10 protein-coding genes, 1 pseudogene and 1 riboswitch are annotated in these 13105 nt (G+C 38.3%); of the genes and pseudogenes, 9 read left to right on the top strand and 2 right to left on the bottom strand.

Annotated elements, in window-relative coordinates; genetic code table 11:
* The 9 genes from AZF08_RS10870 to AZF08_RS10830 all read left to right on the top strand — a co-directional run.
* A partial coding sequence (locus AZF08_RS10870) for an RNA-guided endonuclease TnpB family protein (RefSeq protein WP_153019515.1) occupies nucleotides 1–674 on the top strand: 674 nt, incomplete at its 5' end.
* Between the two features lie 307 nt (nucleotides 675–981).
* The gene (locus AZF08_RS10865) at nucleotides 982–1842 is read left to right on the top strand and encodes a DegV family protein (RefSeq protein ID WP_033676094.1); all 861 of its coding nucleotides are present in this window, start codon (nucleotides 982–984) and stop codon (nucleotides 1840–1842) included.
* A gap of 342 nt (nucleotides 1843–2184) precedes the next feature.
* A complete protein-coding gene (locus tag AZF08_RS10860) occupies nucleotides 2185–4221 on the top strand; it encodes a DUF11 domain-containing protein (RefSeq protein WP_033676096.1) in 2037 nt (678 codons plus the stop codon).
* 72 nt (nucleotides 4222–4293) lie between these two features.
* Nucleotides 4294–5958 (top strand): DUF7507 domain-containing protein, encoded by a 1665-nt coding sequence (locus tag AZF08_RS10855; RefSeq protein ID WP_033676097.1) that lies wholly within the window; start codon nucleotides 4294–4296, stop codon nucleotides 5956–5958.
* A 44-nt stretch (nucleotides 5959–6002) separates the two neighbouring features.
* Entirely contained in the window at nucleotides 6003–6728 is a 726-nt protein-coding gene (locus tag AZF08_RS10850; protein ID WP_033676099.1) for a DUF11 domain-containing protein, read from the top strand.
* A gap of 110 nt (nucleotides 6729–6838) precedes the next feature.
* Complete coding sequence (locus AZF08_RS10845) at nucleotides 6839–7492, top strand: DUF11 domain-containing protein (protein ID WP_033676101.1); 654 nt, start codon at nucleotides 6839–6841, stop codon at nucleotides 7490–7492.
* A 36-nt stretch (nucleotides 7493–7528) separates the two neighbouring features.
* Nucleotides 7529–10006, top strand: coding sequence for an RICIN domain-containing protein (locus tag AZF08_RS10840; RefSeq protein ID WP_033676103.1), 2478 nt, complete (start codon nucleotides 7529–7531; stop codon nucleotides 10004–10006).
* 411 nt (nucleotides 10007–10417) lie between these two features.
* A riboswitch (cyclic di-AMP (ydaO/yuaA leader) is annotated at nucleotides 10418–10563 on the top strand.
* 87 nt (nucleotides 10564–10650) lie between these two features.
* On the top strand, nucleotides 10651–12168 hold the full coding sequence (locus AZF08_RS10835) for an amino acid permease (protein WP_033676105.1): 1518 nt from the start codon (nucleotides 10651–10653) through the stop codon (nucleotides 12166–12168).
* Nucleotides 12169–12172: 4 nt separating this feature from the next.
* A complete protein-coding gene (locus AZF08_RS10830; RefSeq protein ID WP_033676107.1) occupies nucleotides 12173–12664 on the top strand; it encodes an MgtC/SapB family protein in 492 nt (163 codons plus the stop codon).
* A gap of 182 nt (nucleotides 12665–12846) precedes the next feature.
* Here AZF08_RS10830 and AZF08_RS31760 read toward each other — a convergent pair whose 3' ends face one another.
* Nucleotides 12847–12981 (bottom strand): hypothetical protein, encoded by a 135-nt coding sequence (locus tag AZF08_RS31760; protein ID WP_265182918.1) that lies wholly within the window; start codon nucleotides 12979–12981, stop codon nucleotides 12847–12849.
* Nucleotides 12978–13100: pseudogene (locus tag AZF08_RS31230) on the bottom strand (tetratricopeptide repeat protein); the annotation flags it as partial. The gene AZF08_RS31760 and the pseudogene AZF08_RS31230, both read right to left, overlap by 4 nt.
* Between the last annotated feature and the right edge of the window lie 5 nt (nucleotides 13101–13105).

Genomic DNA, 13105 nt, shown 5'->3' with positions numbered 1-13105 from the left:
GTATCTTGAACGCTACTGTAAGACGAAATCCTTCTGGCAAGTATTCCGTATCGATTCTTGTAGAAACAGAAGCACAACCTTTAGAAAAAACAGGTACTTCCGTTGGTGTCGACGTTGGCTTGAAAGACTTTGCTATTTTGAGTACAGGAGAAAGATTCTCTAATCCCAAATGGTTTCGCAAGCTCGAAGAAAAATTAGCAAAAGCACAACGTATTCTTTCTAAACGCACAAAAGGTGGTTCAAATTGGAATAAGCAACGTATCAAGGTTGCACGTATTCACGAAAGAATCACCAATGCACGAACAGATTACTTACAGAAAATCTCTACTCACATCATCAAAAACCACGATTTTGTAGGAGTGGAAGATTTGCAAGTGTCTAACATGGTCAAGAAGCGCAAGCTTGCGAAAGCCATTAATGAGGTATCATGGTCTAAATTTCATGACATGCTTACGTACAAAGCGAAATGGTACAACAAACAAATGGTGGTTGTATCCAAGACATTTGCTTCTTCTCAACTCTGTTCTTGTTGCGGATACCAAAACAAAGACGTTAAGGATCTTAAGTTGCGTGAATGGGACTGCCCTTCCTGTGGTGTTCATCACGACAGAGATATTAATGCAGGACAAAACTTAAAAAATGAAGCCATAAGACTTCNNGGACTACGGGGTTAGCCTAATGAATTAGAAACCGATAGGTTTCCGTACTTAGGAATCCCCTTCTTCAATCAGACCGTATGGCTGATAAGGAGGGGTAGTCCAAAGGAAACAAAATGATTTGTAATGAAATAACGGTAATGTATTAAATCAGAGCGCATTTGAAAAATTGATTTGATACTAAAGTTAATTTATTGGCATTTCGTGCATAGAATATAGAATAGTTTAATAATACTTTTTCTTTCTTCATAAGTGTTTTACGTATATAATTTAAAAGTAACTGTTCTTATTTTAGTATACTTATAACAGAATAGAGGTTTAAAAAATGAGCGTTAAAATCATTACGGATAGTGCGGCTGATTTACCAAAAGAATTGCTGCAAGCTTATAATATAGATTTGATTCCACTTCGTGTATATGATGAAGCGGAAACAGAATATTTAGATGGGGTCACGTTAGAATCAGTTCAATTATTGCAGAAAATGAGAGAAGGCGAAGTATACAAAACATCGCTACCATCATTAGAAACATTCCAAGAAACGTTTGTTACATATGCAAAGCAAGGTACACCTTGTATATATTTAGCTTTCTCATCTGAACTTTCAGGTACATATCAATCTTCAGTTGTTATTAAAGAAGAAGTAAAAGAAACATATACAGACTTTGATTTAGAAATTATTGATACAAAATGTGCCTCACTTGGTCAAGGACTGGTCGTATTAGAAGCTGCAAAAATGGCTAAAGAAGGTGCATCAAAAGAAGAAATCTTAAACCGCATTGCTTTTCTAACAAAACATATGGAGCATATCTTTACAGTTGCTGATTTACAGTATCTTGTTAGAGGTGGCCGTTTAAGTAAAGTAGCTGGTTTTATTGGTGGTTTATTAAATATTAAACCGATTTTAAATGTTGACGAAGGAAAGCTTGTACCGCTTGAAAAGGTAAGAGGAAGAAAGAAAGTTCTTAGCCGAATTGTTGATATAATGGAAGAGCGAGGAAAAGAACTGAAAGGCCAAACAATTGGTATTACACATGGTGATGATTTAGAAACTGCGAATGCGTTAAAAGCATTAATTACTGAAAAATTTGGTTGTGAAGTATTTATTGTAAATACAATTGGAGCAGCAATTGGTGCACATACAGGGCCAGGTGCTTTAACATTGTTCTTCTTAAATGAAGTTGAGTAAAGGATTGATCGTTATGATCAATCCTTTTTTGTTTTTCTAAGTTCGTTTTAGGGTAATCGTGTAATTTTCTATTTGAAAAAAAGTTTTGTTATATCGACATAATGAATGTTTTCTTTCTCATGAAATAGAGTTGATTTAAAATAGGGTTTTTCATTTTAAAAATATTCTGATAGAAGTTGAGAAACCTAATTATAGAGATATTTTTTCAGTAATTAAAACATAACTTGTTTTATCAAATATTTACATAGGAGGCAATTATGTGGACTTAGAAATCAACTGTACATTTTATTAAAATATAAAATAATAGTTATTATTCTATTTGTTATAGAAAGGACGAAGAGAATGCCAATAGTTCAGCGTTATACAACGACTACAAATGGTGCGATGACGTTTACAGGTAATACACTTGGATTTGGTTCAAATAATCCTAGTTATAACGATATTGGAGCTTTCATTACGTTGGATGTTACCCAACAAGTTCCTGGTTATCCAGTAGGTAGTACATTGAACTGGAAATTGAATGCTTCTCAAGCTTTTCTAAAATTACCTACAGCTAGTGAAGTGTTGTATGCAGAGTTGATTTGGGGAGGCACATCAAAATTTAATTCAGTGGATGTAACTGGGGAGATTAACTCTTCTATTACTTTAATCGATCCACAAGGTTTAATACAAAAAATTTCTCCTGATGCTACTACCAACCAAGTGGTGGTACATGAAAAGCACACTTTTTATATTCGTACAGCCGATGTTACCAACCTGGTAAAGGCAAGTGGAGCAGGCTCTTATACTGTAAGTGGGGTGCCTGCCACAATTCAAAGACCGAGTAAAAGTAATGCAGCAGGATGGACCCTTGCTGTTGTATATAAAAATTCATCGTTACCATCACGTAATATGAACTTATATGTTGGAATGGCCTCTGTTGAACGAGGGAGCGTAGTAGATCAAACAATTACAGGGTTTGGCACACCTGAGTCCAAGCCTTTTCAGGCGAGAGCTTTATTGACTGCGATTGAAGGCGATAGTTTTATTTCTAAGGATCAGTTTCTCTTTGGTCCTTCTCTGGGTCAATTACAAGCCATTTCTGGACCTAATAACTTAGTTGATAATTTTTTTGCGTCACAGATTAATGATGATGTTGGAAATCTAGATACCAGCGGGACCGCAGGAAATAGCAATGTATCCCCAGGACAAAAACAGTCTACACAGCGTTATGGCTGGGATATTACGAATGTAGATATTTCAAACGCCATGGAAATCTCACAAATTGAAGCAACTGCTCGTTTCAAAACAGATATGGACGGGTTCATCCTCTTTGGCTTAGGAATTCAAATTGATGTGAATAGTCCAGAAATCAAGATGGACAAACAAGTGGATAAAGATATAGCTCTAGTCGGAGACGAGTTAACTTACACGATTTTCGTAGAAAATAGTGGACTAGTAGAAGCACAGAATGCCATTTTCAAAGACATCCTTCCAGATGAGTTAGAATTTGTGCCGAATAGCTTAACGATCGATGGGCAAGTAAAACCAGGAGAAGATCTAGCGAAAGGAATCAATATCGGTTCTGTAAGCATCGAGGGGCCAGTTGAGATCATATTTAAAGTGAAAGTTATCGCAGTTCCACCAGATGGAAAGGTGGTTAATACGGGTACGCTGGATTATGAGTTCCAAAGTGCGGCGGGGCTTCCTCTCACATCAGGCTCTAGTAGTTCAAATGAAGCAAATACTATCATTAAGCATGTACAAGTGGATCTGGTGAAAAGTGAAGATCGTTCGGTTTACGATAAAAAGGAAGATATCATTACCTATACGCTCGATATTACCAATAATGGAGATACGACAGTAAGTGCACTTTCTATTAAAGATGTTGTCCCTACAGGAACTGTACTCGTTCCAGGTAGTTTAAAAGTAAATGGTGTACCAGTGTTTGGTGATTTATCAACAGGAGTGCCTCTTGGTATATTAGATCCTAACCAAACGGCTGTGATCACATTTCAAGTAGCGTTGCAAAGTCCGTTGCCAGTGAAAGTAGATAACCAAGCGGAAGCGACTTATCAATTCCAATTTAAGCCAGGTAGCGATGTTCGTGAGGAAACAGTAACTAGTAACCTAATTACAGCATGGCTAGAGACTGATTGTCAAAAAGCACAAAATCAGATTTTTGAATCGGTGGCACAACAAGAGTTAGGTCTGATGAAAATCCTTCAAGCAGAAAGTGTAAAGGTACAAGAAGCGGTAAAGGCATTCGAGGAAGAGAGAATCTCCGCTCAAGAACTCGCTAGGATTAATCAAAGTGTTGAAAAAGTAGTCGGAAAAGTAGCGCGCTTGGAGCAAGTATTGAAAGAGAAAGTAGAGATCGCTAAGCAAATTTGTTGTTAGTAGATTAGATTAGTGAGTGAGAAAGAAGCAAAATAATTCTTAGCTTTATTTAGAGTGAAAAGGGGGAAGAATATGCCATTTATTCATCGTTTCACCCAAACAACCAATGGTGCGATTACATTTACAGGAAATACATTAGGTTATGCAGATGGTAGCACAGATATTGGGGCTTTTTTGACAACAGATACCTCTAAACAAGTGTCAGGTTATCCAGCTGGAAGTACTTTAAACTGGCAAGAAAATTCTTCTTTGGCTGTCTTGCGTATCCCTGTAGACAGTGAAGTACTATATGCTGAGTTGATCTGGGGTGGATCGACTAAAGATCAATATACTGATGTTCGTTCAGCTATCAATACTTCGATTTCATTTACCACTCCAGCTGCTACTTTATCCATCGCACCAGATGCCTTTACTGCACGAGAGGAGTCTGTCTTTGGTGGTCAAGTTTTTTACGTTCGCTCTGCGAATGTAACTGAATTTGTGCAAAAAGGTGGAGCTGGAACTTATATAGTAGGTGGTGTTCCCGGAACAGTAAGAGACTGTACTTTTTTTCTAGCTTCTACCAATACAGTGGGATGGACGTTGGCTGTCGCTTATAAACATCCATTACTTAAAATTCGAAATATGAATATTTATGTTGGATCTCAAGTGATTTCTATGTCTAACCCTCCAGTGGATGAGTTGATTTATAATTTTAAAACCCCAGAAGGTGGGGATATCCAGGGACGCGTCATGCTTACCGCGCTGGAAGGAAACTCTAATCTTCCAGGCGACCGTTTTGAATTCGGTCCCGATCGTTCGTCGTTGTCGGTGATTTCTGGGCCTAATAATCCTGGTACTAATTTCTTTGCGTCACAGATTAACGATGATCAAGGAAATTTGGATACCAGTGGAACTGCCGGAACACTCAATAAGCCCATTGGATCAGATGGATTTGGTGTACGATCTGGTTGGGATATCACGAATGTAGATATTTCTCACACGTTGCATCATGGTCAAACTGAAGCGATTGCTCGGATTGCAACAGCGCAAGATACCTATTTAGTGAGTGGATATGGAGTACAGATCGATGCCAATAGCCCGATCGTAAAAATGAATAAATCAGCGGATAAAAAACAGGCCGTAGTGGGTGAAGTCGTAACTTACACTTTGGAAGTTAAAAATGATGGCTATGTAGATGCGACTAATGTGATGTTTCAAGATCACTTAGATCCCGAACTTGAATATTTACCAGATAGTTTACGAATTCGAGGTGTGGCATGGCCAGGACAAGATATTGCTAAAGGTGTGAACATTGGTACTTTGGCTGTAGGAGAAACAGTCATCATAACGTATCAAGCAAAAATCATCAAAGAACCTGAAGATAAAGTGGTACATAACCAAGCATCGATGACCTTTGATTTTCAGAGTAGACCAGACTTACCTATTTCAACAGCGACGAGTGTTAGTAACAAACCTGGGATCGAAGTAATTGAACCACCCAACTGTGAAGAAGGAAAAAATCAGATTATCCAAACGATTGCTGATGCGGAACAAAACATTGCTCGGATTATGCGGACAGAAGCAGAAAAAATTGAAGTAGCTGCTCGTGCGTTTGGAGATAAGAAAATAGAAGTCCAAGATCTCATCGCTGTCAATGAAAGTGTGGCGGATATGTTAGACAGCCTAATCGCACTAGAATCAGTGCTTAAAGATAAACTTGCTGTTACCCAAGAAATTTGTGATTTTTGCTCATAACATCCATATATAATTTGATTCAATGATGGAAAGGGTGATGAAATATGTCTCAAATTCGAGGGTATGTAAATATGAAAAATGAGGCGAATACATTTAAGGGGGATAGTCTGAAGATGGAAATCAATAAAACAGTGAACAAAAATGAGGCGAAAGTGAAAGAAATTTTGACTTATACCGTCCTTGTCACAAATATGGATCCAGTTGACGCACAAAACGCCATCTTGAAAGATATACTTCCTAAAGAGTTGAAGTTTGTGCCAGGTAGTGTCGTTGTGGATGGTGCGGCTCAACCTAGTGCGAATGTAAATAGTGGAGTCAAGCTAGGAACCATAGGGACAGGAGAGTTGATCGAAGTGACATTCCAAGCGAAAGTAGTCAATATTTCTCCAGATGAGCTAGTGAAAAATAAAGCGACGTTAAATTACGAATTTGAAAGTGCATCTGGATTGCCTAACGAAAAAGGCGCAGTAGCCAGTAATATAACAGAGACAAAGGTGATCGTGCGTCCTCCTACTAACTGTGAGAACAGCCAAAGTATCATTGAGTTTTCGATTAAACAGGAAGAGAGGGCCATTCAGGAGTTGCTGGATGCAGAAGCAGAAAAAACACAAGCGGCTAATCAGGCTTTAAAGAGTGGCAGAATTACAAAGGGTGAACAGAATTTGATTGTTCAGAGTGAAAATGGTGTTTCTCAAACATTATCTGCACTGAAACAAGAATTACAGAACAAGAGAAATACAATTCAGGATTTATGTAGTGGTTGTAAGTAGAGAGAAGGTGTAAGGGGATACCTTACTTTTCCTTGAATGCTCTTGCGAAAATAGGGAATCTGATCCGTCACTAATAAGGTGTGGGTTACAGAAAAGAAAGGGAGAGGTACATGTCCGATTTTCCGAAAGTGAGTATAAAAAAGGAAGTAGACAAAACTGATGCGGTGGTAGGAGATATCTTAACATATACGTTTACCATTTCCAATGATAGTCTAATTGATGTTACTAATTGTCATTTTAAAGACTTTCTATCAGAAGAGGTGCAGTTTGTTCCGAATAGTGTGGAAATTGACGGCGAATCAAAGCCTGGAGAAAACCCAACGAAAACGATTGTACTTGATAAGCTATCCATTGAAGGGCCTATCATCATTACATTTAAAGTTGAAGTGATTAAACCCCATCCTAGCGGCGTGATTAGGAACAAAGCTTACATGGGCTCTCAGTATTCAGGTGGTTATGTAGATGCGGTCAGTAACGAAGTACAAGTCAATGTGCCAGCAGGACGAACAGCCTGTGAATGGTCACGTGACTTGATTATTCATTCCATCGCGCAAGAGGAAAAAAGTCTAGCTATAGTTCTCTACATGGAAGGCGAAAAAATTCAAGCAGCAATTCATTCATTCCGAGGTGGTCGGATTAAAGTGAACGATTTGCTAGCGATTAACCAGAGTGCAAAGACAGCTGTTCAACAGATTGCTGATTTGGAAAAAGAGTTGAAGAAAAAGTTAGATCAGGTTAAAGACCTATGTTGTGGTTGTAAGTAGGGAGAGCAATAGATAAATAGAGAAAGGGTGAGAAGCATGGCGTTTATTCAGCGATATTCAACCACGACCAACGGGGCGATTACCTTTACTGGAAACACACTCGGTCTAAGTAATACCAACACCAGTTATACAGATATTGGTGCATTTATCACGTTAGATCTATCCAAGCAGGTACCAGGATATCCTGCAGGTACCACGCTGGATTGGAAAGAAAATGCTTCTGCGGCACAGCTTCGCTTACCAACGGGAAGCCAAGTATTATATGCAGAGCTAATCTGGGGTGGGTCGACAAAAACGAGTATAGAGGATGTAACGAATGAAATAGATCGGACGATAACGTTAACCTCGCCGAAAGGAACCACCCTCATTACGCCAGATCCAACTACGAGTCAGCAAGTAGCTCAGGCGAACCAAATATTTTATGTTCGTTCTGCCAATGTTACTAGCTTCATTGATGCAGGTGGGGCTGGTAAGTATACTGTCAGTGGTGTACCAGCGACAGCACAAAGATATAAAGGAAATAACGTAGGGGGATGGACTTTATCTGTGGTTTATAAAGATCCTACACTGCCTCTTCGAAATATGAATATTCATGTCGGAACTGCATCGATTGAGAAGACTGGATCAAGAAGCCAGAAAATTTCTGGCTTCTCTACGCCTGAGCTCGGGGATGTCAAAGCGAGATTGTTACTAACCGCAATGGAAGGAGACTCAAAGATTCCAGGAGATCAGTTGCTTTTTGGAAAAGATGTCTCTTCATTAAAGCCCATCTCAGGTCCCAATAATCCGATTGATAACTTCTTTGCTTCACAAATTAATGATGATGCAGGGAATTTAGATACGAGTGGTACCTATGGGAATGTAAATGTCACACCAGGAAGTGCTGGAGCAGCAGTTCGTTATAACTGGGATATTACCAATGTGGACGCCTCTTCAGCCATGGAGAATTCACAAACGGAAGCCTTAGTTCAGTTGACTTCGAAATCAGATGGTTATATCGTGACAGGTCTGGGTGTCCAAATTGATGTGAATAGTCCAGAAATCAAAGTAAATAAAGAAGTAGATAAAGAAGCAGCTATCGTAGGTGAAATCCTTACCTATACCTTATTGATTGAAAACAATGGGATGACTGAAGCACAAAAAACTATTTTAAAAGACACGCTTCCACCAGAGCTAAAGTTTGTTGAAGGTAGTTTACAGGTTGATGGTGTGCCTATACCTGGTGGAGATCCGACAAAAGGGATTGACATCGGTTCTATATCTATCGAAGGCCCGACGGAAGTCACCTTTCAAGCCTTAGTATTAAAAGTTCCAACTGATAATAGAGCGGTGAATAAAGCTACTGTCGTGTATGATTTCCAGAGCGCCCCAGGCTTACCGGTCTCGGCAGGTACGGCAGATAGTAATGAAGCTATTACGGTCATTCGAAAAGTAGAGGTAGAAGTAGCTAAACGGCAAGACATGCCCGTTTATTTCAAGGCAGGTAATGTTATTACCTATACCATTGAAGTTGTTAATACAGGTGATACACCACTGACCGATGTCGTAATTGAGGATCAAATTCCAAATGGAACGAAGTTGGTTTCAGGTAGTTTACAGATAGATGGGCGACCACTCTCAGGAAACATAGAAAGTGGCGTGAATATTGGTACGGTAGAGCCTGGGACGACGGCAAGAGTCACCTTCCAAGTGTTGATTGGTAACCCAGTGCCTACGAAAGTGACAAACAAAGCAAAGGTGGATTATAAATATAAGCTTATTCCTGATGGACAAATGTATCGTAAAGAAGAAATGACGAATGAAGTGACAGCTATTCATGAAAGTAATTGTAAAGAAGCGCAGAAGAAAATCGTGACAGGTATTGGAGAAGCTGAGTTAGCGGCTGCAGGAGTAATCGTAGCAGAAAAATTAAAAATACAAGATGCGATTCGGGCTTTCAATGAAGGAAAGCTGAGTGCAGAAGAATTACTCAATGTGAATGAACAGTTGACCCAAAAACTAAGAAAAATAACATCAGATGAAAAGCAGCAACAAGATACATTGCAAAAAGCAAAAAAGCTTTGTTGCGAGGGTGTTGATGACATTGACTACAGTGGTGTCTATATCATCAGAAATAAAGGAAGCCAAAAAGTATTGGATGTATTTAGCGCTTCAAAGGATAATGGCGTAAATGTGCAACAATGGGAGTATAACGGTGGAGATCATCAAAAATGGAAACTAGAGAAGCAGGCGGATGGGTATTACACAATCAAAGCAGTTCATAGTGGAAAATTGCTTACTGTGTCCGGAGCTTCAAACAGTGATGGTGCAAATGTAGAACAATGGGAAGACATTGGTGGAGACAACCAAAAATGGAAAATCGTAAAAAATTCGGATGGAACGTTTAAATGGATAGCTAAGCATAGTGGCCAATTACTTGATCTGAAGAGTAGTATGCAAAACAATGGAGCTAACATTCAACAATGGCCAGATAATGGTACAGATGCTCAACGTTGGGAATTGACAAAAGTATAATCATTCTTTATACAAAATAAAGTCTGTGTTCCGATACAGTAGATCAAGGTAGAAGTGGTTGTATGTAATAAAAAACGATAGAATTAACTTTAAAAGAAAAGACATGAGTCATCGAGAATAATAGACTCATGTCTTTTTTGTTATGGTGCAAAAATCATTTAATAGAGACATAGAGCTTACACAATCTGTCGAATTGTTAATTTGAAATAAAGCTGAGCTGTTTATAAAAAAGTTATACCGTTTTTTTTATTATTTCCCGTATATTAAGGATAATCGGGTTTTTTACTAGTGATTTCTCCAAGCACACATTATAAATATAGTGTGCTTGGAGAAAAATTTAACCTGCAAAAATGTTAATTTTCTTGTTTACAAATAATATGGCATAGGAGTAAGATATTGTACATAAATTCATATCACTATTCGCTGAATCCATATGGAGCGGGGGAACCAACTTTTGTGCGATTGCACTTGGGGTGAATCCTTCTTAACTGAAGGTAGGGCTACTCTTAAGGCCCGAATCCGACAGCTAACCTCGTAAGCGTTTCGAGAGGGGATACTATGGTGATTTTTAAAAACACTGGGTAAACTTCGGTGTCTTTTTTTATAATCTTTTTCTGGAAAATAATTCAAAAAGGATGAGGCACTTGAAAGAGACACCCACAAAACCTACAAATTCGATTTTTTCTTTTTCTTCTAACTCCCAGCCTTCTGAACTAAGAAGAGAATTAGGGATGAGACATTTAACAATGATTTCTATAGGTGGAAGTATCGGTACTGGGTTATTTATAGCGAGCGGAAATACGATTCATACAGCAGGGCCTGGTGGAGCAATCTTAGCTTATTTGTTGATGGGCTGTATTGTTTATCTGTTGATGACTAGCTTGGGAGAAATGGCAGCGTATATGCCTACATCAGGTTCTTTTAGTACGTATGCTTCTAAATTTGTAGATCCTGCATTTGGGTTTGCGATTGGTTGGAATTACTGGTTTAGCTGGACTATTACCCTTGCAGTAGAAATTTCAGCAGGAGCTATCCTTATGAAGTATTGGTTTCCATACAATTCATCTATTCTTTGGAGTGCGTTATTCATATTGTTTATGTTTGGAGTTAATATTCTTTCGGTGAAACATTATGGAGAAATGGAGTTTTGGCTTTCACTTGTAAAAGTTATTACTATAATTGTGTTTATTACGTTAGGAATAGCCACGATATTTGGGATTTTCAAAGGTGATGCTATTGGGTTTCAGAACCTAACAATTGGAGGCGCACCTTTTCATGGAGGATTTCTTTCTATCCTTAGTGTGTTTATGATTGCGGGGTTTTCCTTTCAAGGTACAGAAATGGTCGGAATCGTAGCTGGAGAAAGTAAAGACCCAAAAAAGCACATACCTAAAGCCGTGCGACAAATATTTTGGAGAATTCTCTTGTTTTACATACTTACAATATGCGTAATTGGAGTCATAGTTCCCTACACAGATCCAAATCTAGTTAACGATGACATTAGCAATATTACAATGAGCCCCTTCACTTTAGTATTTGAGAAAGTTGGATTCGCGTTTGCAGCTTCTATTATGAATGCAGTTATCTTGGCATCCGTTCTATCAGCAGGCAATTCTGGAATGTATGTCGCAACTCGAATGTTATGGGTAATGGCAAAAGAAGGGAAAGCTCCAAAGTGCTTAAAAAAGGTGAATAAACAGGGTATTCCTATTCATGCATTATTTATGACAACAGCTGCAGCAATCATAGCGTTTGCAGTTTCTTTATTTGGAGAAGGTCAAGCATTTATATGGCTTTTGAATGCTTCAGGACTTTGTGGCTTTATTGCATGGTTAGGGATTGCTGTAAGCCACTATCGTTTTCGCCAGGCTTTTCTACATCAAGGAAAGGATCTTAACAAGCTCCCATATCAAGCAAAATGGTATCCTATCGGTCCTATTTTGGCTTTTGTAACATGTACCATTATTATTCTAGGGCAGAATTATTCAGCCTTTACAGGATCACATGTGGATTGGTATGGAGTACTTGCTACTTATATTGGATTACCACTATTTCTTGCATTGTGGCTAAGCTATAAAATTATAAAAAAAACAAAGGTGATTCCATTACAACAAGTCAATTTAGAACATCCTGATAATGAAGAATGGAAATTAGGGAGATAAAAATATGGAACTAGACATTGTACTCAGGTTACTAGTGGCAATACTTGTTGGAGCGATAATAGGAGTAGAGCGACAATGGCATAACTGTATAGCTGGATTACGTACAAATATACTTGTTTCCGTAGGTGCTGCACTTTTTGTATTATTAAGTGTGCTTACTCCGTACGATAATACACCTACAAGAATTGCTTCTCAAATTGTAAGTGGGATTGGATTTTTAGGTGCTGGAGTAATAATGAAAGATGGATTAACAGTTCGAGGTCTGGATACTGCAGCAACCTTATGGTGCTCTGCTGCTGTAGGAACGTTAGCGGGCAGTGGCTATTTAATCATAGCTATAACAGGAACTATTCTTATTGTCAGTATAAATAGTTTGCTAAGGCCCGTTTCAAAATGGATTTCTCAAAAGGCTGAAAAAGGTTTTGATTATTCTCAGCAAGTTAATCATCTTTCTTATAGGGTACAGCATAAAGTATCAGAGAAAAAGGACTGTTAGAGAAGAAACTATATTTATGTTGATATGGTTCTTCTTCCATTCATCGGATGGATAAAAAAGAAGTGATTATAAGAAACTGAAGTAACAGATTCGTATCTTCAATAAACACAAAGAAAGTCATACACATTCGTATGACTTTTTCTTTTTAATCAACTTGAAATTATCTTTTTTGCGTATGCAAATCAACCGCCACCGTCACCTACGGAAAGCCCTTGAGTCATACCGCTAGCTTGTTGAGACTTTGTTACATCTGTTGCATTAACTGTTAATGTTAAAATTGTAACGATTCCCATTAAGCCTAAAAGTACTTTTTTCATTTTAATGCCCCCTTATCAATAGATTTCTTTTTCGCGTGTAAACCTAAATAGAAATATTTACTTGCTTCAGAATGCTGATCTTCTTCATAAAATTTAGTCGCTAACGATTCACAATGTTCCTAAA

It is taken from the genome of Bacillus gaemokensis (assembly GCF_001590835.1).
GTDB lineage: Bacteria > Bacillota > Bacilli > Bacillales > Bacillaceae_G > Bacillus_A > Bacillus_A gaemokensis.
The sequence above is the reverse complement of the archived record's forward strand: the minus strand, read 5'-3'. Positions and strand labels throughout refer to the sequence as shown.

Bases quoted from the DNA above. Each gene is read 5' to 3' on its own strand.
- AZF08_RS10865 (WP_033676094.1), top strand. From the start codon at position 982: ATGAGCGTTAAAATCATTACGGATAGTGCGGCTGATTTACCAAAAGAA.
- AZF08_RS31760 (WP_265182918.1), bottom strand. From the start codon at position 12,981: ATGAAAAAAGTACTTTTAGGCTTAATGGGAATCGTTACAATTTTAACA.
- AZF08_RS10845 (WP_033676101.1), top strand. From the start codon at position 6,839: ATGTCCGATTTTCCGAAAGTGAGTATAAAAAAGGAAGTAGACAAAACT.
- AZF08_RS10860 (WP_033676096.1), top strand. From the start codon at position 2,185: ATGCCAATAGTTCAGCGTTATACAACGACTACAAATGGTGCGATGACG.
- AZF08_RS10830 (WP_033676107.1), top strand. From the start codon at position 12,173: ATGGAACTAGACATTGTACTCAGGTTACTAGTGGCAATACTTGTTGGA.
- AZF08_RS10840 (WP_033676103.1), top strand. From the start codon at position 7,529: ATGGCGTTTATTCAGCGATATTCAACCACGACCAACGGGGCGATTACC.
- AZF08_RS10855 (WP_033676097.1), top strand. From the start codon at position 4,294: ATGCCATTTATTCATCGTTTCACCCAAACAACCAATGGTGCGATTACA.
- AZF08_RS10850 (WP_033676099.1), top strand. From the start codon at position 6,003: ATGTCTCAAATTCGAGGGTATGTAAATATGAAAAATGAGGCGAATACA.